This is a genomic window from Williamsia muralis, assembly GCF_002735905.1.
GTDB lineage: Bacteria > Actinomycetota > Actinomycetes > Mycobacteriales > Mycobacteriaceae > Williamsia > Williamsia muralis_A.
The window spans coordinates 1-21178 of the sequence record NZ_PEBD01000005.1 but is presented as its reverse complement, the minus strand read 5'-3'; the positions used below and the strand labels follow the sequence as shown (position 1 = coordinate 21178).

General features: G+C 65.0%; 18 protein-coding genes and 2 rRNA genes. 1 reads left to right on the top strand and 19 read right to left on the bottom strand.

Translation table 11 applies throughout. The annotated features are described in order from the left end of the window. Nucleotides 1-56: 56 nt before the first annotated feature. The 15 genes from der to CSW57_RS06830 all read right to left on the bottom strand — a co-directional run bounded on the left by der (nucleotide 57) and on the right by CSW57_RS06830 (nucleotide 15826). Nucleotides 57-1484 (bottom strand): ribosome biogenesis GTPase Der, encoded by a 1428-nt coding sequence (gene der / locus CSW57_RS06900; protein WP_030162491.1) that lies wholly within the window; start codon nucleotides 1482-1484, stop codon nucleotides 57-59. After that, on the bottom strand, nucleotides 1481-2149 hold the full coding sequence (cmk, locus tag CSW57_RS06895; protein WP_189339184.1) for a (d)CMP kinase: 669 nt from the start codon (nucleotides 2147-2149) through the stop codon (nucleotides 1481-1483). The genes der and cmk overlap by 4 nt, the downstream gene beginning before the upstream one ends. A gap of 17 nt (nucleotides 2150-2166) precedes the next feature. Then, nucleotides 2167-3486, bottom strand: coding sequence for a pseudouridine synthase (locus CSW57_RS06890; protein ID WP_099382134.1), 1320 nt, complete (start codon nucleotides 3484-3486; stop codon nucleotides 2167-2169). Between the two features lie 26 nt (nucleotides 3487-3512). After that, on the bottom strand, nucleotides 3513-4211 hold the full coding sequence (gene scpB, locus CSW57_RS06885; RefSeq protein ID WP_099382133.1) for an SMC-Scp complex subunit ScpB: 699 nt from the start codon (nucleotides 4209-4211) through the stop codon (nucleotides 3513-3515). Continuing rightward, nucleotides 4204-5013, bottom strand: a complete 810-nt coding sequence (locus CSW57_RS06880) for a segregation and condensation protein A (RefSeq protein WP_099382426.1) — start codon at nucleotides 5011-5013, stop codon at nucleotides 4204-4206. Before CSW57_RS06880 ends, scpB begins: the two co-directional genes overlap by 8 nt. 5 nt (nucleotides 5014-5018) lie before the next feature. Beyond that, complete coding sequence (locus CSW57_RS06875) at nucleotides 5019-5942, bottom strand: ParA family protein (RefSeq protein WP_099382132.1); 924 nt, start codon at nucleotides 5940-5942, stop codon at nucleotides 5019-5021. Between the two features lie 123 nt (nucleotides 5943-6065). Next, a complete protein-coding gene (gene xerD / locus CSW57_RS06870; protein ID WP_030162467.1) occupies nucleotides 6066-6992 on the bottom strand; it encodes a site-specific tyrosine recombinase XerD in 927 nt (308 codons plus the stop codon). A gap of 51 nt (nucleotides 6993-7043) precedes the next feature. Beyond that, nucleotides 7044-7679: an NUDIX domain-containing protein gene (locus tag CSW57_RS06865; protein WP_223249093.1), complete on the bottom strand. Its 636-nt coding sequence runs from the start codon at nucleotides 7677-7679 to the stop codon at nucleotides 7044-7046. Further along, on the bottom strand, nucleotides 7676-9436 hold the full coding sequence (locus CSW57_RS06860) for a CTP synthase (protein ID WP_033334840.1): 1761 nt from the start codon (nucleotides 9434-9436) through the stop codon (nucleotides 7676-7678). Before CSW57_RS06860 ends, CSW57_RS06865 begins: the two co-directional genes overlap by 4 nt. A 193-nt stretch (nucleotides 9437-9629) precedes the next feature. Then, complete coding sequence (locus tag CSW57_RS06855) at nucleotides 9630-10550, bottom strand: copper transporter (RefSeq protein WP_099382424.1); 921 nt, start codon at nucleotides 10548-10550, stop codon at nucleotides 9630-9632. A gap of 123 nt (nucleotides 10551-10673) precedes the next feature. Then, complete coding sequence (gene steA, locus CSW57_RS06850) at nucleotides 10674-11861, bottom strand: putative cytokinetic ring protein SteA (protein WP_023957939.1); 1188 nt, start codon at nucleotides 11859-11861, stop codon at nucleotides 10674-10676. A gap of 86 nt (nucleotides 11862-11947) precedes the next feature. Further along, nucleotides 11948-13729 (bottom strand): DNA repair protein RecN, encoded by a 1782-nt coding sequence (gene recN / locus CSW57_RS06845; RefSeq protein WP_099382131.1) that lies wholly within the window; start codon nucleotides 13727-13729, stop codon nucleotides 11948-11950. Continuing rightward, nucleotides 13729-14709, bottom strand: coding sequence for an NAD kinase (locus CSW57_RS06840; RefSeq protein WP_099382130.1), 981 nt, complete (start codon nucleotides 14707-14709; stop codon nucleotides 13729-13731). The genes recN and CSW57_RS06840 overlap by 1 nt, the downstream gene beginning before the upstream one ends. Then, nucleotides 14706-15542: a TlyA family RNA methyltransferase gene (locus CSW57_RS06835; protein ID WP_099382129.1), complete on the bottom strand. Its 837-nt coding sequence runs from the start codon at nucleotides 15540-15542 to the stop codon at nucleotides 14706-14708. The genes CSW57_RS06840 and CSW57_RS06835 overlap by 4 nt, the downstream gene beginning before the upstream one ends. Before the next feature lie 11 nt (nucleotides 15543-15553). Continuing rightward, the gene (locus CSW57_RS06830) at nucleotides 15554-15826 is read right to left on the bottom strand and encodes a hypothetical protein (protein ID WP_223249092.1); all 273 of its coding nucleotides are present in this window, start codon (nucleotides 15824-15826) and stop codon (nucleotides 15554-15556) included. Between the two features lie 36 nt (nucleotides 15827-15862). On the opposite strand from CSW57_RS06830, the gene CSW57_RS06825 reads away from it, so the two are divergent. Next, nucleotides 15863-16714 carry a shikimate 5-dehydrogenase gene (locus CSW57_RS06825; protein WP_099382128.1) on the top strand — a complete coding sequence of 284 codons (852 nt, stop codon included), beginning with the start codon at nucleotides 15863-15865 and terminating at the stop codon, nucleotides 16712-16714. Nucleotides 16715-16725: 11 nt separating this feature from the next. Here the strand turns inward: CSW57_RS06825 and CSW57_RS06820 are convergent, their stop codons facing one another. From CSW57_RS06820 to CSW57_RS06805, 4 genes are all read right to left on the bottom strand, one after another. Further along, nucleotides 16726-18729, bottom strand: a complete 2004-nt coding sequence (locus CSW57_RS06820; RefSeq protein WP_099382127.1) for an HAD-IIA family hydrolase — start codon at nucleotides 18727-18729, stop codon at nucleotides 16726-16728. Nucleotides 18730-18889: 160 nt separating this feature from the next. Next, on the bottom strand, nucleotides 18890-20404 hold the full coding sequence (locus CSW57_RS06815) for a flavin monoamine oxidase family protein (protein WP_189339165.1): 1515 nt from the start codon (nucleotides 20402-20404) through the stop codon (nucleotides 18890-18892). A gap of 181 nt (nucleotides 20405-20585) precedes the next feature. After that, a 5S ribosomal RNA gene (rrf, locus tag CSW57_RS06810) occupies nucleotides 20586-20702 on the bottom strand. 106 nt (nucleotides 20703-20808) lie between these two features. Beyond that, nucleotides 20809-21178, bottom strand: a 23S ribosomal RNA gene (locus tag CSW57_RS06805); the annotation flags it as partial.

Here is a 21178-nt window from a genome sequence, read left to right as displayed (position 1 = left end):
GACTATCTGACGGGCGGCCTCCGATGCCAATCGGTTCCCGGAGTGCCGCCCATCAGCTACTTCTTGCGCTCTCGCTTCTCGCGAACGCGCACGTTCACCCGGACAGGTGAGCCGTCGAAGTTGAAGGCTTCCCGCAGCTTGCGCTCCAGGAATCGGCGATAGCCGGCCTCCAGGAACCCCGTGGTGAAGAACACGAACGTCGGCGGCCTCGTGGCCGCCTGGGTGGCGAACATGACCCTGGGTAGCCGGCCTCCGCGCATGGGCGGCGGTGTCTCGGCGATCACGGCCTTGAGCCACGTGTTGAGCTGCCCGGTGGACACTCGCTTGTCCCATGACTCCAGCGCGGTCTCCAGCGCCGGCACGAGCTTTTGGACGGCGCGTCCCGTGTGCGCGGAGATGTTGACCGTCCGTGCCCACGGCACGCGGGACAGGTCGCGGTCGATCTCCTTCTCCAACTGGGTCCGGCGATCCTCGTCGACCAGGTCCCACTTGTTGAAGGCGATCACCAGAGCGCGGCCGGCCTCGATGATCATCGTGAGGACCCGCTGGTCTTGCTCGGTGATCGGTTCGGACGCGTCGATGAGCAACACGGCCACCTCTGCTGCCTCGATGGCCGAACGGGTACGCAGCGAGGCGTAGAACTCGTGTCCGCTCGACTGCTGCACCTTTTTGCGCAGGCCGGCAGTGTCGACGAAGTTCCAGATTTTGCCGCCCAGCTCGACCAACTCGTCGACCGGGTCGACGGTGGTTCCGGCAACGTTGTCGACAACCGCCCGATCTTCCCCGGTCAGTTTGTTCATCAGAGAGCTCTTGCCCACGTTGGGCTTGCCCACCAACGCAACTCGGCGCGGACCACCGGTTAGCACGGATTCTCGGGGGGTCTCGGGCAGCGCTTCCAGGATCCGGTCGAGCAGATCGCCGGTGCCACGGCCGTGCGCTGCGGACACCGTGAACGGCTCCCCCAGACCCAGCGACCACAACGACGCGGCTTCCGATTCGAGGCGTTCGTCGTCAACCTTGTTGGCTGCCAGCAGCACTGGGGTCTTCGACCGGCGCAACACCTTGGCAACCGCTTCGTCGGTGCTGGTGGCACCGACCGTGGCATCCACGACGAGAACGATCGCGTCGGCCGTCTTCATCGCGACCTCGGCCTGACGGGCCACCGACTGCGCCATCCCTTTGGCGTCCGGTTCCCAACCGCCGGTGTCCTGCACCAGGAACCGTCGACCGGCCCAGGAGGCGTCGTACGAGACCCGGTCGCGTGTCACCCCGGGCACATCCTCCACAACCGCCTCGCGGCGACCGAGGATGCGGTTGACGAGTGAAGACTTACCCACGTTCGGGCGTCCGACGATGGCGACCGTCGGAACGGCAAGCGGGGCGCCGTCGTCGTCCACATCGGCGAACTCACTCAGGTCCCATTCGGCTTCATCTGTCCATATACCGTCAGACGACGGCGCGGCCCCATCAAAAGTGTCACTCATGCTTGTACCTCAATCCGGTTACGCGCCAACTCGACCAGCTTGGCGATAACCTCTTCGATGCCCAGATCGGTGGTGTCGACCTGGACCGCATCCTCCGCGGGCCGCAACGGCGACGTCGCTCGGGTGGAATCCAGATGATCCCGACGGATCACGTCGTCCAGAACCGTTTGGTAGTCGCTTTTCATTCCCGCAGCGGTGTTCTGATCATGTCGGCGCTGCGCCCGCGCCTCCGGCGACGCCGTGAGAAAGATCTTCAACGTGGCGTCCGGAAACACCACGGTGCCGATGTCGCGGCCTTCCAGAACGCTGAGCCCACTCTGCGCGAGGTCGCGTTGCGCCTGGACCAGCCGCGTGCGTACTGCGGGTACCGCAGACACCGCAGACACTGCACGCGTCACCGCGTCGCTCCGGATCTCGTCGGTCACGTCCTCGCCGTCCATCATGACGATCAGCGCTTGCGGATCGTTGGTGACGGAGATGGTGAGGTCGTCGGTGGCCTTGTCGATCGATTCCGGGTCATCCAGCGACGCGCCGGCGCGAAGGGCCTTGAGCGTTGCCACCCGGTACATGGCGCCGGTGTCGATGTAGTTGCCGCCCAGCGCTATTGCCACTCGACGGGAGACGCTCGACTTGCCGGTTCCGGCGGGGCCGTCGATCGCTATCACGGCTCGTTCGGTTCCGGTCACATCCCCACCGCCTTGTACAGGGCACCGATCTCGTTGTTGCCCAGCACCCGCAACGTTCCCGGACGCTGCTCTCCGACATTGACTGCGCCGATGTCGGTGCGTACCAGGCGAATCACCGGGTAACCGGCTTCATCGAGGAGGCGACGCACAATCCGCTTGCGCCCTTCGTGCAGGGTCAGCTGCAGCAAGGAGATTCCCTGGTTTACGTCCAGCAGCGAGAACTTGTCGACCTTGGCCGGGCCGTCATCGAGCTCGATACCGTCGCGCAGGATCTTGCCCAGCGTGCGATGCGCCTCACCGCGAACGGTGGCCAGATACGTCTTGGGTACCTCGTAGGACGGATGCATCAGCCGATGGGCGAGTTCGCCGTCGTTGGTCAGCAAGATGAGACCCTCGGTGTCCGCGTCCAGCCGACCCACGTGAAAGAGCCTCTGCCCGGCCATGACTCGCTCAGCAACCAGATCACCGATGCAGGGACGACCGAAGTCATCTGCCATCGTCGACTGCCAACCCTTGGGCTTGTTCAGCGCCAGGTACTGGTGTTCTTCGTTGACGACCACGCGCGCGCCATCCACTCGCACAACAGCTGTCTTCGGATCGATGCGAAGGCCCTGCTCCAGGACGATTTCTCCGTCGACCTCTACCCGACCGGCGGCGATCATCTCTTCGGCACCGCGTCGCGAGGCGACCCCGGACTGCGCGAGGACCTTTTGCAGCCGCATGCCGCCTTCGACGTACGTCGCACCATCGCCGCCGACATCCAACGGGTTCTGCTCGCGCGCCGGTTTTGCGTTGTTGAGCCTCACCTGGCCGCTCTTCACATCGGGTGCCGACCGCGGTTTGCCCTCGGGCCCAGCACCTTTGCGATGGCTCTTCCGGAATCGTTCGACGGCCGCGCCCTGTCCGCGATGTCCTGGCTTACCGCCGCGCTCTCCCGCCGGCTTCCCACCACGCTCAGCGCCGGGCCTACCCGCGCGCTCGCCGGCGGCACGGCCTCGTTCTCCGGTGGGCCGTCCGCTGCGTTCACCTGACTGCCTGCCGGCACGGTCGGCACCGGGGCGCCCGCCTCGCTCGCCCCGCTCTCCGGCCGGCCTACCGCCACGATCGGCCGTCGGCCTGCCGCCGCGTTCACCTGCGGGGCGCTCTCGACGATCTCTCGATGGGCGGGCGCCGCGATCGGCTGCGGGTTTACCGCCACGCTCGGCTGACGGGCGTCCTCCGCGGTCGGGCTCGGCCGAGTCCTCGAACCTCGAAGCGCGCCTCTTACCCTTGTCTTTGTTTCTGTCCGGTCTGCCGTCTCGGCTAGCGGGTGCCATGCTTTAGTCCCTAATTCCCGTTGTCGTCAGTCGTCGTCAACGGTGATGTTGTTGGTCTTGTCCTTCAAGTCTGCCCTGCCACCTGCCAACTTGGCGAATCTCGGGTCGCTGTTGATCTCGTCACCGAGGGCGTCGATCACATCCACATCCGGCAGCAGCGGCGCCAGATCCGGCAGCTCACCGAGCGAAGCGAGACCCAGACGCTCCAGGAACAGTTCCGTGGTGCGATACATCACCGCGCCCGAATCGACGTCGGCCCCTGCCTCACTGATCAGGCCACGAGCGATCAACGTGCGGATGACCCCGTCGACGTTGACACCGCGAACAGCGCTGACACGAGACCGTGTGACCGGCTGTCGATAGGCGATGACGGCGAGCGTCTCCAACGCCGCCCGGGTGAGTTTCGACCGTGCGCCATCGAGGAGGAGCCGTTCGACGTACGGCGCGAAGTCGTTGCGGGTGTAGAACCGCCAGCCGTCCCCGGCAAACCGCAGGTCCATGCCACTGCGTCGTTCGGTCAGCTCTTGGCTCATCTGACGGAGAAGAGCGTCCACCCGAGCGCTGGTCTCATCGAGCGCCGAGGCCAGCTGCTCACTTGTGGCGGGTGTGTCGATCACAAGCAACATGGCTTCCAGCGCCGCGCGCATCTCGGGTTCGTCGAGGATTTCCGCCTCGAAGAGTGCGTCCGATTCCACGGCCGAAACGCCGCCGTCTGGCTCATCCATAGTCTTCCGCCTTCACCACGATCGCCGCAGCATCTGAGATCTCCCCGGTCCAACTGACCCGCAAGGTACCGAGCGCCTCAGGTTGTTCGAATGCGACTGCACGTTCCCGGAACAATTCGAGCAGGGCCAGGAACCGGGCCACCACTCCAAGCCCTGAATCACACTCGGCCACCAAATCGGTGAAACTCACCCACGCTCCCGCGCCGGCATTGCGCAAGATCTCACCGACTCGGGCCGCCTGTTCAGGAACCGAGATCTGTGAGACGTGTAGGTGCCCGAGACCGACTTGCGGAACCGGTTTGGGCGTCATGGCCGCAACGGCCACCTCGGCGAACACCGCCGGGCTGACGCCGATCGTCACCTCGGGAAGCAACGACTCGAACTGCGGCTCCAGCGATACCGCACGCGGATAACGTTGCAGCGCAGCTGCTTCCAGCTCAGCAAAAAGTGCAGCCACCTGTTTGTATGCCCGATACTGCAGCAGGCGCGCGAAGAGTAGATCCCGGGCTTCGAGCAGTGCGAGGTCTTCGTCGTTCTCCACCTCACCAGACGGCAGCAGTCGTGCCGCCTTGAGATCGAGCAAGGTGGCAGCCACCACGAGGAACTGGGTGGTCTGATCCAAGCCCATCTCGGTACCGAGCTGCCTGGTGTAGGCGATGAAGTCGTCGGTGACCTCGTGGAGCGCCACCTCGGTGACATCCATCCGGTGCTGGCCGATGAGGTTGAGCAGCAGGTCAAAGGGGCCCTCGAAGTTGGTCAGTTTGACCTGGAAACCCGTTTTCTCCGGCGGTGCTTCTGTCATCACGACTAGCGGGTGCGAGCGATGACTTCGCGGGCCAGCGCTCGATAGGCGCGCGCCCCCGCGGATTTCGGTGCCCATGACGTGATGGGTTCGCCCGCAACGCTGGTCTCGGGAAAGCGCACGGTGCGCGCGATCACGGTGTCGTACACCTTGTCCCCGAACACCTCGACAACGCGGGCCATCACCTCGCGTGAATGCAGGGTGCGCGCATCGAACATGGTCACCAGGATGCCGCCGAGCTTGAGACGCGGGTTGAGCCGATCACGTACTTTTTCGATGGTGTCGTTGAGCAATGCCAGCCCACGAAGACTGAAGTACTCGCATTCCATCGGGATGATCACGGTGTCGGCGCACGAGAGCGCATTGACGGTGAGCAAACCGAGCGACGGCTGGCAGTCGATGAGCACGTAGTCGTAGCGGTCGAGCAGGGGGTGCAAAGCGCGGCCCAGCGTGTGTTCGCGGCCGACTTCGGTGACCAACTGGATCTCGGCCGCGGAGAGGTCGATGTTCGACGGGAGCAGGTCGAGGTTCTCGACCCGCGTGCGCATGAGCACCTCGTCCGCCGACACCTGCGGCGGGACCAGCATGTTGTGGACGGTCAGGTCGAGTTCGTGATGGGGTACGCCGAGCCCCGCCGACAACGCGCCCTGAGGGTCCAGGTCCACGAGCAACACGCGACGCCCGCACTCGGCGAGAGCGGCGCCCAGGTTGATGGTGGAGGTGGTCTTGCCGACCCCACCCTTCTGGTTGCAGACGGCAACCACCGTCGCCGGGCCGTGATGGTCGAGCGGCGCCGGTTCGGGCACCTCACGTACGGGGCGTCCGGTCGGACCCAATTCACTCGCTGGGCTGGGCTTCTCGCGATCGTGATCCCAGCCGCTCGGCGTCGTCTCGTCGTCGTTGTCGCCGCGCGAAGGCGTGGAGATCATCAATTGATGCGCGTCACGCCCGTGGCCTCGATCTGGTGGCTGTGGCGTTGTCACATCACGAGCCTAGTGGGTCGGCGCGACACGGCTGTGGAGGCTCACCGTCGCGGGCACAGCGGGACGTCTTCACCGGGCCCGCGGATGAGCCAAGGCATAGACCTCACGCATGGTGCCGACCGTGACCAGCGTGTACACCTGCGTAGTGGTCACCGATGCGTGACCCAAGAGTTCCTGCACGACGCGTACGTCGGCGCCGCCGTCCAGCAGATGGGTCGCGAAACTGTGTCGCAACGTATGGGGCGAGACCGATTTGTCCAATCCCGCACGCGCCGCGGCGTCGACGAGCACCTGCCACGCACTCTGCCGACTCAAACGCCCCCCGCGGGTGTTGAGGAACAACGCCGGGTTGAACCGCGAGACCAGCGCCGGTCGCCCCCGCACCAGGTAGGCATCGAGTGCGGCGATGGCCGGCCTCCCGACCGGCACCACCCGCTCCTTGCCCCCCTTGCCACGGAGCAGAACCGACCGGGATCCGGTGTCGATGTCGTCGACATCCAGAGTGACGGCCTCGGAGATCCGGGCCCCGCAGCTGTACAAGAGCTCCAGCAATGCCCGGTCACGCAGCGGTCGCGGCCCGTCGGAGACGTCGTCTCCCCCGCTGGCGGCAAGGATCGCCAGCACTTCGTCCACCGGCAGGCTTTTCGGCAGTCGGCGCGGCGCCTTGGGCGGGGCGACGGCATGCGCGACGTTGGCCTGCACAAGCCCTTCGCCGGCCGCGAACTTGTGAAAACCTCTGGTGGCCACCAGGGTTCGAGCGATCGAGCTGTCCGCGAGTGGCGGTCGTTCCTTGTCCGGATCGCCACGACGCAACGCAACCAGGAACTCCCGGATGTCGGATTCGGTGACCTCGGCGAGCGAATCGATCCCCCGCTCGGCCAGATACTCCTGGTACCGCCGCAGATCTCTGGCATACGACTGCAAGGTGTTGGCGGCCGAGCCGCGCTCGACCTCCAGGTGATCCAGATACATCTGCACCTGGTCGGCGAGGGTCATGACGCGGCCGGGCTCAGAAAATCTCGAGAACGTCGAAGGCCCGGCCGGCGATCATGCCTGTGCAGCCTTGCGCTGGGCGAACGCGACAGGCCGGTCGGGCCAGGGCGCATCGGTGCCGCGCAGCGAAACCGAGCGCGCTCGGGCCGCAATTAGTGACAGGATGCCGCTCACGGCCGTCGAGTTGACTATCTCTCCCGAGAGAACCTTGTCCACTGCATCATCGAGGCCGACCCACTGCATCTTCATGTCGGCTTCTTCGTCTTCGGGGTCGGGGCGCGGGACCTCTCGGATCCCCGTCGCGAGATATACGCGCAGGGCCTCATCGGTGAATCCCGGTGAGACAGCCACGTCGACCAACACGTGCCAGTGGTCGGCAGCCAAGCCGGTCTCTTCGACCAGTTCCCGCTTGGCCGCCTCCAACGGTGACTCATCCGGCCCCGCGTCGAGCAGACCTGCGGGCAGTTCGAGGAGCCGACGACCGAGCGGATGCCGGTACTGCAAGACCAGTGCGATCTCGTCTTTGTCGTTCACCGCGGCGATGGCGACCGCACCGTGGTGTTCGACCACCTCACGCTTTGCTGTGCGGCCTCCCGGCATCTGGACCTCGTCGACCCGAAGGGCCACGATGGCGCCGCTGTACTGCAATTCGCTTCCGACGGTGCCGAACTCATGTGACGACTGGCTCAAGCCCCGGCCTCCAGCACACCGGCCTCGGCGGCGGTGACGTCGTCGAGATCGGCGGGATCCACGTCGTCATCGGGATGGATGTTCACCGGCAGTCGTTCGGCTGCCTTGTACCGCAGAGATGCCCGCACGAATGCACTGAACAATGGATGGGGGCGAGTGGGGCGGCTCTTGAGCTCCGGGTGCGCCTGCGTGCCCACCATGAAGGGGTGCACCTCGCGCGGGTACTCGACGAACTCCACCAGGTGCCCGTCCGGTGAGGTGCCCGAGAACACGAGGCCACTCTCGGCGATCTTGTCCCGGTAGGCGTTGTTCACCTCGAACCGGTGGCGATGGCGCTCGGAGACCTCGACTGCGTTGTAGGCCGTGGCCACCACGGAACCACGATCCAGTTTGGCGGGGTAGGCGCCCAGGCGCATGGTTCCGCCGAGGTCGGCTTCGCCCGCGACAGCCTGCTCCTGGTCAGCCATCGTCGAGATCACGGGGAACGGGGTCTCGGGGTCGAACTCGGTGGAGCTCGCCTCGTCGAGCCCGGCGGCTCGCGCGGCCTCGATCACGATGCACTGCAGACCGAGGCACAGACCCAGCAGCGGGACGCCGTGGGTGCGCGCGAACCGCACAGCGCCCACCTTGCCCTCGATGCCCCGAATCCCGAACCCTCCGGGGATGAGGATGCCGTCCGCGCGGGCCAGCGCCGTCTTCGCGCCGTCATCCTCGGCACATTCGTCCGATTGCACCCACACGAGGTTGACCTTCGCGCGGTGGGCGAACCCGCCGGCCCGGATGGCCTCGGTCACCGACAGGTAGGCGTCGGGCAGCTCCACATACTTACCGACCAGCGCGATGGTCACCTCTTCGCGCGGCTCGTGAACCCGCTTGAGGAGTTCGCCCCACACGGTCCAGTCGACGTCGCGGAACGGCAGACCGAGCTTGCGCACCACGTACGCGTCGAGCTGCTCGGAGTGGAGCACCTTGGGGATGTCGTAGATGGACGGGGCGTCCGGCGTGGAGATGACGCCTTCGACCTCCACGTCGCACATGAGGGCGATCTTGTTCTTGAGGGGCTCGGGCACGTCGCGGTCGCAGCGCAGGATCAACGCGTCGGGTTGGATACCGATGTTGCGCAGTGCGGCCACCGAGTGCTGAGTGGGCTTGGTCTTGAGCTCACCCGACGGCGCCAGGTACGGCACCAGGGACACGTGCAGGAAGAACACGTTGTCGCGGCCGACATCGTGGCGGATCTGGCGAGCGGCCTCGATGAAAGGTTGCGACTCGATGTCACCGACGGTGCCACCGATCTCGGTGATGACCACATCGGGGATCTCGCCATCGGCGTCTGCCTGGCTCATCGCCCGAACGCGATTCTTGATCTCGTCGGTGATGTGCGGGATCACCTGAACCGTGTCGCCGAGGTATTCACCGCGGCGTTCTTTCGCGATGACAGTCGAATACACCTGTCCGGTGGTCACATTCGCGAATCCCGAGAGGTCGCGGTCGAGGAATCGTTCGTAGTGACCGACATCGAGGTCGGTCTCGGCGCCGTCTTCTGTGACGAACACCTCACCGTGCTGGAAAGGATTCATCGTGCCGGGATCCACGTTCAGATATGGATCGAGCTTCTGCATCGTGACGCGAAGGCCGCGAGCTGTGAGCAACTGGCCGAGGCTCGAAGCCGTCAGGCCTTTGCCGAGTGACGACGCGACGCCCCCGGTGACAAAGATGTGCTTTGTGCCTGAGCGCGCATGGCGTAGTGGTCGCAACGCTTCTTCCGTTCGGCTGGAGACGAAGCCGAGGGCGGGGCTTGACCATCGGCTAGGCGGCAAGAAAACCTTGCCTACCTACGGGACTCCACGGTAACACCAATGCGCACTTTTCTTCACCGCCGCGACACGGACGGCACGCTCGCCACCACCGGTATCCCGACCGCGGTGGCGAGCGTTCATAGAGCGTCTGTCATTCCGGGGCGATGGCGGTGGCGCCTGGGCCGGTGCCGAATGCTCCCTGCTTGTTGCCGAGCTCGTCGGTGAGGGCCAGCACTGTGGTGATGCGTCCTGTGGCCTGATCGACGTTGTCGACGGTCGAGATCTTCGAGTTGAGCGATGGATCGGCCCGGACCACGGCGATGGGCGAGGAGCCTTCTGCCGACCCCGTTCGTCCGACCAGGACGGTGCCCGATCCCCGCTGGGCGAACGCCACGGCGAAGCGCCCGATCACCTGTCCGCGCGCTCCGGAGTCGTCCGCGAACTTGTTGCCTGTCACAACAATCGACAATTGGGCGGGCTTCACCGCGCCGTTGGCGTAGTCGACGAAACCGCCCTGCTTGAGCGCGGCCAGACCGGCGGTGGTGTCGCTCGACGAGACCTGCGGTTCGGCGTCCTCCGGCGACAAGTTCAGCAGCAGCCCGAGAAGATCACCGGCGCGCCCGCCGGAGTCTGTCAGTTCGGTCCGGAGTTCACTGCCGGGCGGAATGGACTGGTCGATGATCGACCGCATCTTTTCGGCATTCTGGTCACTGATGAACGCCTCTGTCAAAGCCAGCTGGCCGTTGAAGATCGCACCGGACTTGTTCAAGTTGTCTTTGACGGCCGCGATGTCGCCCTCATCGGCGTTCGGAGTGGTGACGATGAGCACAGGGCGGTCCTTGAGACTCCCGCCGAGCAACCGGCCCGCGATCGCGGCGTCAAAACTGTTCGCCGCGTTGAGATTACTGCTGAGTTGCTGGTTCTCGTCTCGCAGTTGCTGCTCACGTTCATCCTGCGCATCGCTGGACGACCCGAAGGTGTCGGCGACGAAACCAGAGCCCAACACCACACCCACAGCCAGTGCCAGGAACACCGCGACCAGCGAAATGGCATGCTGGCGAAGCGAAATCACAAATCCCTCTTTCTCCCCGAAGTGCCGCACCCGAGTTCGGGGCGGTACCGCGGACACATCGTGTCAATCATCGCCGGCAGCGGGTTCGACGTTGCCTTGCGGGCACTGGACCGAGGTGAGGCGTCACTCATTCCAGACCCGGGTGACCCAGTCGGCCAGCCGGTCCCACTGATCTGCTGCCCAGTCGATCACCTCGGTGCCGGCGCTCGACATCAGTACCGCAACGATCAACGCCGTCAGAGCGGCAAGGATCAGCAGGGCCACCGCCGCGCCGGAGACCCGTGAGCGATACAGGGTGGCAACAGCTTTCGAGTCGACCAGCTTGGGACCGACCTTGAGTCGCGTCAGGAACGTGGACGGGTTCGATTCCCGCAGGCTGCGGTCGAAGAACTCGTCGATCGATGCCGCGTGGCCGACGGTGACGATGAGAGCCGCTTCGTGGTGGTTGACAAGCAGAAGCGCCAAGTCAGCGGCCGATCCCGCCGCAGGGAAGGTCATGGCCCCGATACCGAGGTCCTGAATGCGCTCGAGTCCGGGGGCATGTCCGTCGGGGTCGGCCGGAAGCACCACCTGCGCGCCCGATTTGAGCGTTGCGGACTTCATACCTTCGGGGTCGCCGACCACCAGATCAGGACGGTAACCCATCTCCATCAACGTGTCGGCGCCACCTTCGACACCCACCATGAGCGGCTGGTATTCCTTGATGAACGGCTTGAGGCGTTTGAGGTCCGCGACGTGGTCGGGCCCGTCCGCGACCACCACGACGTGGCGACCCTCGATGCGGATGTCGACATCCGGCACGCCCACTCCGTCGATGATCAACGGTGACTCGCTGCGGATGAACTCGATCGTGTTGCCGGAGAACGCCTCCAGATGATCGACCAGGCCTGTCTTGGCATCGATCATCAGGTCCGCGATCTCGCGCTCGCCCAGCTCGGTGCCCTTGGCGAGCCGGCGCTCACCACTGTAGAGCCCGCCTTCGTCGATCCGGATCTTCGCGCCATCCTTGATGCGCTTGAACACCTCGACGCCCACGTCGTCGATGAGGGTGATGCCGGAAGCCGCCAGCAGCTCGGGACCGAGGTTGGGGAACCGACCGGAGATGGACGGCGAGGCATTGACCACCGCCACCACGTCGGCGGCCACCAGGGCGTCCGCGGTGACGCGATCGAGGTCGACCTCGTCGAGGATCACGATGTCCCCGGGGCCGACTCTCGAGAGCAATCGTTTGGTGTTCTTGTCGATCCTGGCGATACCGCTGATCCCAGGCAGAGTTTCGGTTGTGCGCGACAGCAGGGCAGGCATCTTCATGCGAGAAACACTGAACCACTACTCGACAGTTTTGGCGGAGGCGCGCCGTAACACACGCCACTTTTGTCACACGAGTAACAATGGTGTCATTCTGCGAATGAGGTCTTCTCCTGCTCGGCGGTGCCGAGCAGTTCCTCGGCATGAGCACGCCCGGTGTCCGAGTCACCGAGACCGGCAAGCATGCGAGCCAGTTCGGCGATGCGTTCGTCGCGGTCGAGCACCTCGACCGAGCTGGTGACCCGGCCGGCCTTTCCGCCGCGCGATTGCGCACTGGTCTGCTTGCCGATCAGCAGATGATTGTCGGCAAATGCCGCGACCTGCGGGAGATGCGTGACGACGATGACCTGATGGGCTCGGGCAAGTCGCGCCAGCCTGCGGCCGATCTCCACCGCTGCTCGCCCACCGACGCCGGCATCGACCTCGTCGAACACCATCGTCGATCCTCTGCCCTGACCTGCCAGCACCACTTCGAGTGCCAGCATCACCCGCGACAGTTCACCGCCGGATGCCGACTTCGCGATGGGACGAGCAGGCGCGCCCGCGTGTGCGCTCAGGCCGAACTCCACTCTGTCCACACCATGTGATCCGGCATGCACCTGCTGTCCGGAGACCTCGATGGACCGGCGATCGCCGTCGGTGGCCACGTCGGATGCCACCGAGACCTCTAGTTGCGCATCCCCCATCGCCAACCCGGACAGCTCTGAACTGACCTTGCTGGCAAGCGATTTGGCCGCCTTGACCCTCACCTTGGTCAACTTGACCGCCGCGGCGGCGACGTCGTCTCTCGCGGCGGACACCCGGGCGGCGAGCTCGTCGAGCGACTCCGACGAGTCGCCGATCTCGGCCAGCCGCGACCGGGCGGCCTCGGCCCATCCGATGACGCCGTCGATGTCCGGTGCGTACTTGCGGACCAGCGACTTGAGTTCGGCCTGCCGTTGGAGCAACTGCTCGAGTTCGGCAGCGTCGGTGGGCAGACCGGAGACGAACGAACTGAGCTCTTCCCCGATGTCACCGACCACGGTCAACGCTTCTTCGACGCGCGGCAACAGGGTCCGCAGGGTGTCGTCGTTGATTGCTGCCAGCGTTGTCCGGACTGCACCCAACCCGTCGAGTACCGACGATCCGGTCCCCGCGTCGATCTCCGAACCTGCGCCCGTCACCACGTCCAGTGCGGTCACCGCAGCGTTGCGGATGGTCTCCAGATCACTGAGCTGACGGACGGTCGTGGCGATCTCTTCGTCTTCCCGCGGTTGCGGGGCGACCTTGTCGATCTCGTCGAGTCCGAACCGCAATCGGTCTGCTTCCTGGGCGATCTCCCGCGAATTGGCCTGTCGATCGCGTAGCTGGTCGGCGAGGGTGATCCACCGTTCACGCGCCTCGCGATAGGCCTTGAGCGGTTTGGTGACCCCCTCGGCAGCGAACCGATCGAGTGCGTCGCGCTGGTGCTCGGCCCGCAGGAGCCGCAACTGGTCGTTCTGCCCGTGAATGGCGAGCTGTCCGCTGGTGAACTGCCCCAGCAGCCCGACCGGGACCGACCGTCCACCCAGATGTGCCCGCGAGCGGCCGTCGGCGTTGACGGTGCGGACGGCGATGACGGTGCCGTCCTCGTCGAGCTCAGCCCCTGACGAGTCGAGCACCTCCGCTGCGTCCGGGCCCGTCGCCCGGAACCTGCCTTCGACAACCGCACGTGCCTGCCCAGATCGCACGCGCCCCGCATCGGCCCTGGCACCCGACAACAGATGCAGGCTGGTGACAACCATCGTCTTGCCCGCACCCGTCTCACCGGTCAGCACGGTCAAACCCTCGTGGAACTCGGCACCGGCCTTGTCGATGACACCGAGGCCACTGATCGAGATCTCTTCGAGCACTACAGCTGCCTCCCCCGCCACCCGGTGACCGGTAGCTGGAACTTACGGACCAGACGATCGGCGAACGGGTCCGAATCGATGCGCACCCAATGCACAGGTCGCTCACCACGAACGACCTCGATCCGACCTCCCGCCGGAACGTCGATGTTGCGGCGACCGTCGCACGACAAGAGCGCATCCTGCCCACGGGCCAGTACCTCTACCGCGACCCGAGACTGGGGGCTGGTGATCATCGGCCGGGCGAAGAGTGCGTGCGCATTCGACGGCACCAGCAAGATCGCCTCGAGATCCGGCCACATCACGGGTCCGCCCGCGGAAAACGCGTAGGCCGTCGATCCGGTCGGCGTGGACACCAAGATGCCATCCGCCCCGAACGCCGAGACCGGTCGGCCGTCGACCTCGGTGATCAACTCCAAAACTCCCTGCCGCGAAAGGTTCTGGATGCTCGCCTCGTTCAGGGCCCAGCTCTTCGCGATCACTTCACCGTCGACGTGGACGCAGACGTCCAACGTCATCCGTTCTTCGATCTCATAATCGCGGCGAATCAGCTTGCCGATCACTTCATCGACCCGGTTGGCCTCCGCCTCGGCCAGAAAACCTATGTGCCCGAGATTGATCCCGAGTACCGGTGCCCCGACGGGGTGGGCGAGTTCGGCAGCTCGCAGGAACGTGCCGTCGCCGCCGAGCACGATGATCACCTCACAACCCGCCGCGGACTGCTCGTCGCCGGCGGTGACCGCGACATCGGCGCCGATCTCGCGGAGTTCGGCGGGATCGAGTGGATAGACCGTGCCGAGATATTGGGGCCCAGGGTGGTTGGGCATGGTGTCGTGGTCGATCACCCGCAGCCCGACGTTCGCCTCGGCGCATCGTTTGGCGATCACGGCCATGGTCTCGTGGACGTTGTCGCGTCCGGTGTGGGCGACCACCAAGAACTCACGTCCCGATGCCGCCGGTGCGGCGTCGTTGTGGTCTGTCACTGGGGCCCTTCCTCGATTGCCTGGGCTATCGCCGCACGTACCTCGTCGTCCACCGTCACCGGTTCCGACGCGCCCGCTGCAGTCGACTCTTTTCGCAGCCACAGGAAGTATTCAACATTGCCCGACGGTCCTGGCAGCGGGCTGGCAACCGCACCGAGCGTGCGAAGCCCATGCTCCGCTGCTGTCTCGGCGACGGCAGTCACCGCTTCTGTACGTAGAGCCCGATCTCGCACGACTCCCCCTGATCCCACCCGGTCTTTGCCGACCTCGAACTGCGGTTTGACCATCGGAAGCAGGTCCGCTCCCTCCTGAGCGCAGTCGGCGAACGCTGTGAGCACCAGGTTAAGGGAGATGAACGACAAGTCGGCGACGACAACCTCCACCGGACCGCCGATCTGCTCGGCGGACAGGCTCCGAACGTTGGTGCGGTCACGGACGTCGACGCGCGGATCGTTCTGTATCCGCCAGATGAGCTGGCCGTACCCGACGTCGACCGCAACCACATCGCCAGCTCCGCGGCGCAGCAACACATCGGTGAAGCCGCCGGTGGACGCACCGGCATCCAGGCAACGTTTGCCCGCTACCGATAGTCCGAGCGGTTCGAAGGCGTCCAGTGCACCCAGGAGCTTGTGGGCGCCCCGTGAGGCCCAGCCTTCGTCGTCGGAGTCGGCTACGACTATCGGGGCACCGAGGTCGACATTGGTGGCCGGCTTGGAGGCGACCGTTCCGTTGACCTTGACGCGGCCGGCTTCGATGAGTGCTCGCGCGTGCTCACGAGAGCGCGCTTCACCTCGCCTGACCAGCTCGGCGTCCAGCCGGGCTCTACGCGCCATGAGAACGGCACTCAGACACGATCGACCTTTTCGAGGGCTTCGGTGAGTACCGTGTGCGCTCTGTCCAGCAGCTCCGCCTGCCGGGCGAGCTGGTTCAGACCCATACCTTCGGCGTCGTCACCGGCCGCGACTTGATCGGCCTGCTCGAGCAGGTCTGCCACCCGCTCCCGGATCTCACCGAGGTCGACGTTGGATGCAGGTTCGACAGGAGCCGGCCCAGGTCTGGGGCCGGGCCTGGGACCTGGGATGGGGCCGGGGATGGGGCCGGGGCGGGGATGGTTCATCGCCTGCCAAGGCTAGTCGATTGTTAGCGTCGAGTGATGACGTCCACCATCGACGGATCGCCGTCCCACGCACCTGATGCCCGTGTCCTCCGCCGTGAGACACAATTGTGTATCTCCCTGTCGGGGCGGCCGAGCAACATCGGCACCAAATTTCACAACTATCTGTACAACGAGATCGGGCTCGACTTCGTCTACAAGGCGTTCACGACAACCGATCTGCCCGCTGCCATCGGAGGTCTACGAGCCCTCGGCATTCGCGGTGCCGGAATCTCGATGCCCTTCAAGGAAAAAGTCATCGAGTTGGTCGACGTGATGCATGATTCGGCCGAGGCCATCGCGTCGGTCAACACGATCGTCAACGAGGACGGTGTCCTCCATGCCTACAACACCGACTATCAGGCAGCCGCAAATCTGTTGCGCGACAGCGCGATACCGAAGGACTACGCAGTAGCGATCGCCGGTAGCGGAGGGATGGCCAAAGCGGTGGTCGCCGCTCTCCGCGATGAGGGATACCAGAACACCGTCGTGGTGGCCCGCAACCGTGAAGCCGGTTCCGCGCTGGCAGAACAATATGGCTTCACCTGGCAACCCGACCTCGGCGCGGACCGCCCACAGTTGCTGGTCAATGCCACCCCGATCGGCATGGCAGGCGGCCCCGACGCTCATGGCCTGCCCTTCCCCACCGAGGTTGTCGAGGCAGCACAGGCCGCGTTCGATGTGGTCGCGATGCCGTCGCGCACCCCACTCATCGCGGCATTCGACAACCGACCCACCATCACCGGCGCACAGGTGATCGCCCTGCAAGCGGCCGAGCAATTCGTCCTGTACACCGGTGTGCGCCCGAGCGACGAACAGATCACGGCCGCATCCGAATTCTCTCGGAGCTGACCGCTCCCCGCTCAGCTCAGGAGACCGGCACCCATCAGAGCAGCTTGCGCTTCTTCTTCGGCGGCCTCCACGGTCCAGCTGGCGCGCGGCTCCTGTGACCACGCGGCATGGAGCACCGCGTAGAGAACCGCGCTCGCGTCCGCACCGTCTTGAGCGACCACGGTCAAGGTGCCGTCCAGGACGCTGACGTGCCAGCCGGGGCGAGGGCCGACGACAACATCGTCCGCCGCGGCGTTGAGTCCGCTGAGATCCGCCGACACGAACGTCGGGCGCTGCGCCTCCGGAGCATTCAGGGCATCAACGGCGGTGCTGACCCCAGTGAGGACAAGCAGGCTGTCCGCCTCGATGGCGTTGGCGCCTTCGATGTCGGTGTCGAGGCGGTCGCCGACCACCAGCGGCGTCTTGGAACCGCTGCGGTTGACCGCATCGATCATCAGCGGTGCCGCAGGCTTTCCGGCGACCTGCGGTTGCTGCCCGGTTGCGTTCGCCACGGCAGCCACCATCGAACCGTTGCCGACGAGGAGTCCGCGGTCGGTCGGAAGCGTGGCGTCGACGTTGCAAGCAACCCAGCGGGCACCCGCCCGGATCGCCAGGGCAGCCTCGGAAAGATTGGACCAGTCGGTATCCGGCGAATGTCCTTGTACAACAGCGGCCGGACGATCGTCGGCGCTCCGTGTCACCCCCAGGCCTGCAGATCGGATCTCGTGGACGAGTGCGTCGGTTCCCACGACCAGGACCCGCGAGCCCATCGGCAACTGTTCGGCGAGCAGTCGAGCGGCGGTCTGAGCACTGGTGACGACCTCGTCGGGTTCCGCGACGAAACCGAGATCGCGCAGGTGCGCGGCGACATCGTCGGGAGACCGGCTGGCGTTGTTCGTGACGTAGAAGTTGCGCTGGTCGCCGAGGTCCAATGCTTCTCTTGCGCCGGGGATCTCATTCTTTCCGGCGTAGACGGTGCCGTCGAGATCCAGGAGCAGGACGTCATAGCCGTCGCGCAGGCGCGCACCCGGCTCGGCGGGCTCAGCCGGGACGAGTTTCGGGACAACGGGAGCGGGCGCCTGAACAGGCTCGGCATTTACAGGAACCGACCGGGTTGTCGGAGCGGACTGGGCCAGTGCTGTCGGTGTGGAGGACTCGTCCTCGCCGGAGAATCCACCTTCTTCGAACTCGGTGTCGACGCCCTCGGGATTGCTCAGCTCCATGAGCCGCTCCTCGGCGTCGGTCGCATCGTCGTCGTCGGCGGCGGCGGCGTTCATGAACCAGGTGATCGCCTCGTCACGACGGCCCGCGGCCAGCAATGCCGCCGCATAGGCGTAGAAGTAGCGCGCGGCCTCGGTACCGACCCGCGATGGGTCGAGGTCTTTGGTCTGCAGGGTGACGATGGCCTTGTCGAAGTCGCCGAGATCGAGGCGTGCGCCCGACTCCACGATGCGCATCTCGGCAGCCTCCTCGCCGGTGAGTGCCCGGGCTTCTTCGCTTCTGGCGACATCGATTGCACGCTCGGGCCGCCCCAGTCCACGCTCGCAGTCGGCGATCATGGGCAGCAGGGCGTTCCCACCAGACATCCGGCGGGCCGCGCGCAGTTCGGACAGCGCCTCCGCCCATTCCTGGGCGTTGTAGGCCGCGAGCCCGGCTGCCTCCCTGACCATCGCGATCCGGCCGGCGCGACGACGCGCAGCGCGTGCGTGTTCCAGGGCGAGCTGTGGATCCTCGTCGAGCAACCGGAACGTCATGATGAGGTGCCGCGACACGGTGTCGGCATTGGTGCGGTCGAGACTCAGCAGGTCGCGGCGTACAGCGGTATCCAGATCCTGGGGCACCACGTCTTCAGGAATGAGCGGTTCGGGCGGCCGGTTGGCCGAGCCGGTTCCGCGGCGTGCATCCGAGTCGTTGCGGAAGTTGCGTCCGCGATCTGAGCCCGAGCGATTCGATCCCCCCTGACGGTCGGATGACCGGCCACCGGGTTGATTGCCACGTCCACTACCGCCGGTGTTTCCGCCACTGCCACGGTTCATTCTGTCGTTCACGTCTGCCTCTTCGTCACGATCTCACCGCAGCGGACGGGCCGCCGAATCGATGGATTCACGCTATGTAGTTGCCTGTTGATGGCCGATCGGCCGCACGCCAGGGTAGTCGCTGAGGGCCCTCCGCGACGAATTGCCGGTCGCGCGCCTTCTACAGAGCCGCGATGACCTCACGAGCGGCACGTTCCCCGGACCTCACTGCGCCGTCCATGTACCCGGTCCAGTAGTCGGAGGTCTCCGTACCAGCCCAGTGGACCGGGCCCACGGGCGCTCGCAAGGAACTGCCATACCGTGTCAGCGTTCCGGGTCTGCTGACGGCCACCGGGCCGCCTTGCGACCAGGTTTCGAGGTCCCACTTGAAAACGCCGTGATCCAGATGGTTCCGGGCCTCTGGACCGAAATAATCGACAAAGTTCTTGATGCACTCGTCGACCAGCTGCTCCTGCGGCGCGTTGTCCAATCGCCGCATCGCGTCGGCCGAGATGAACCCCATAAGGACGTGGTTGCCTTCGGCGTAGTTCTCGAAGCAGACGTCGATCGGGTCGCCGTTTCCGATGACCTGACCCGACAATCCCTTCGCACGCCAGAACGGCTCGGCGTACACGGCGGCGAACTTGCTGATGGCACCCATCCGATAGCCGTCCTGCAAACCGGTACGGTCTGCCGGCAGCCCAGGGCTGAACTGGATGCGACCCGTTATCGCGGGCGACATGGCAACGATGACCTTCCTCGCCCGCAACGCGCCCGCGTCACTCTGTACGGTCGCGAATCCATCGGACCATGAGATGTGACGGACTGCGGCGTTGTACACCATGCGATCACCCAGCGCTGCGGCCATCCGAAGAGGGATCAGCGCAGCACCGCCGACAAAGAGCCGCTCCTGGGCACCACCGAAGGTACTCAGCAGTCGGACGAGGCTACCGGGGTTGGCTTCGTCTCCTGCTGCCGCAACGTAATTGAAGAAGTACAGCGCCGACACCTCGTCTGCTTCGACCGACAATGCCGCAGAACAGGCGAGGGAGAGCAGCATCCTCGCGGTCGGAGACATCGACCGTGCTTCCAGCCATTGCTTCCAGGTGATCGAGTCCAGGTAGGACGCATCAGGGTGCTTCCATGGTTCACCGACCGGGAATCGGAGCAGACCTTGCACCTCAAGCTGGGCGAGAGCGAACGCCGCCTCAGGACTGGCCGGGTCGATCGGCACTCCCAGCGCACTCGGCATGGTGGATCGCCGGCCGCTGTTCCAAAAGACGCTGTCGCCCTCGTTGTAGGTGGGCACTGAAACCACACCGTACTCCCGTGCCAACGCGGCAATATGGGTCTGTGTCGGACCCACGAACTCCGCTCCGGCATCGAGGGTGACACCTAGTTTCGGTGTGGTGATGTTGTGAACACGTCCGCCGGCGCGTTCGCGGGCCTCGAGAACCCGCACCGACTTTCCGGCTCTTGCAACAGATCTCGCAGCTGCAAGACCCGACAGACCGCCGCCGACGATGACAACGTCGAGAAGCTCATCGGGGTTCATTCCCGCGTTCGATGTCCCGGCTCCGAGAACAGTGGCTCCGACGGAGACACCGACCGCCCCTGCCACCGCCGCGCCCAACAATTGTCTGCGGGTCATCCCGGCAATACTCAGAACAGGGCGCGGATCTTCGGTGTAGGACATGGCCAGAAGTGTAGGCGCCGGAACCGCCAGTGGGTCGTTTGACCCAGTTTTGATGTAGGAGGCCAGCCTCAATTCCGGCTTAAAGAAGCATCGGCGCCGATCCGCAACGGCGTCCAGAAACAGCAAAAACGCCCCGCGCCCAACATCTTTCGATGTCAGACGCGAGGCGCTCGCGAGTTGTGTTCGGCGGTGTCCTACTCTCCCACACTGATTAGGGTGCAGTACCATTGGCGCTGGAGGGCTTAGCTTCCGGGTTCGGAATGGGGCCGGGCGTTTCCCCTCCGCTATAGCCGCCGTAACTTTATGAAACCAGTACACACGTCTCTGGCCTATTTATCTTTTTTTGAGATGTGTGTGTTGTTTCAGATATTGCACAGTGGATGCGAAACAGTTTTTACATGTTTTGGTTGTAAGTCCTCGGCCGATTAGTACCAGTCACCTGCACCCGTTACCGGGCTTCCAGTTCTGGCCTATCTACCCCATGGTCTGTGGGGGGCCTTACCCCTGCTAAGAGGGTGAGAAACCTCATCTTGGAACAGGCTTCCCGCTTAGATGCTTTCAGCGGTTATCCCTTCCGAACGTAGCTAACCAGCGGTGCCCTTGGTAGGACAACTGGCACACCAGAGGTTCGTCCGTCCCGGTCCTCTCGTACTAGGGACAGGTTTCCTCAAGTTTCTTACGCGCGCGGCGGATAGAGACCGAACTGTCTCACGACGTTCTAAACCCAGCTCGCGTGCCGCTTTAATGGGCGAACAGCCCAACCCTTGGGACCTA

What these genes read in the sequence shown, in the direction of transcription:
- xerD (WP_030162467.1), bottom strand. Translation starts at nt 6,992, where the DNA reads ATGACCCTCGCCGACCAGGTGCAGATGTATCTGGATCACCTGGAGGTC.
- steA (WP_023957939.1), bottom strand. Translation starts at nt 11,861, where the DNA reads ATGAAGATGCCTGCCCTGCTGTCGCGCACAACCGAAACTCTGCCTGGG.
- CSW57_RS06880 (WP_099382426.1), bottom strand. Translation starts at nt 5,013, where the DNA reads ATGACAGAAGCACCGCCGGAGAAAACGGGTTTCCAGGTCAAACTGACC.
- CSW57_RS06815 (WP_189339165.1), bottom strand. Translation starts at nt 20,404, where the DNA reads ATGTCCTACACCGAAGATCCGCGCCCTGTTCTGAGTATTGCCGGGATG.
- CSW57_RS06875 (WP_099382132.1), bottom strand. Translation starts at nt 5,942, where the DNA reads ATGATCTCCACGCCTTCGCGCGGCGACAACGACGACGAGACGACGCCG.
- CSW57_RS06830 (WP_223249092.1), bottom strand. Translation starts at nt 15,826, where the DNA reads ATGAACCATCCCCGCCCCGGCCCCATCCCCGGCCCCATCCCAGGTCCC.
- CSW57_RS06835 (WP_099382129.1), bottom strand. Translation starts at nt 15,542, where the DNA reads ATGGCGCGTAGAGCCCGGCTGGACGCCGAGCTGGTCAGGCGAGGTGAA.
- der (WP_030162491.1), bottom strand. Translation starts at nt 1,484, where the DNA reads ATGAGTGACACTTTTGATGGGGCCGCGCCGTCGTCTGACGGTATATGG.
- CSW57_RS06825 (WP_099382128.1), top strand. Translation starts at nt 15,863, where the DNA reads ATGACGTCCACCATCGACGGATCGCCGTCCCACGCACCTGATGCCCGT.
- scpB (WP_099382133.1), bottom strand. Translation starts at nt 4,211, where the DNA reads ATGGATGAGCCAGACGGCGGCGTTTCGGCCGTGGAATCGGACGCACTC.
- CSW57_RS06890 (WP_099382134.1), bottom strand. Translation starts at nt 3,486, where the DNA reads ATGGCACCCGCTAGCCGAGACGGCAGACCGGACAGAAACAAAGACAAG.
- CSW57_RS06820 (WP_099382127.1), bottom strand. Translation starts at nt 18,729, where the DNA reads ATGAACCGTGGCAGTGGCGGAAACACCGGCGGTAGTGGACGTGGCAAT.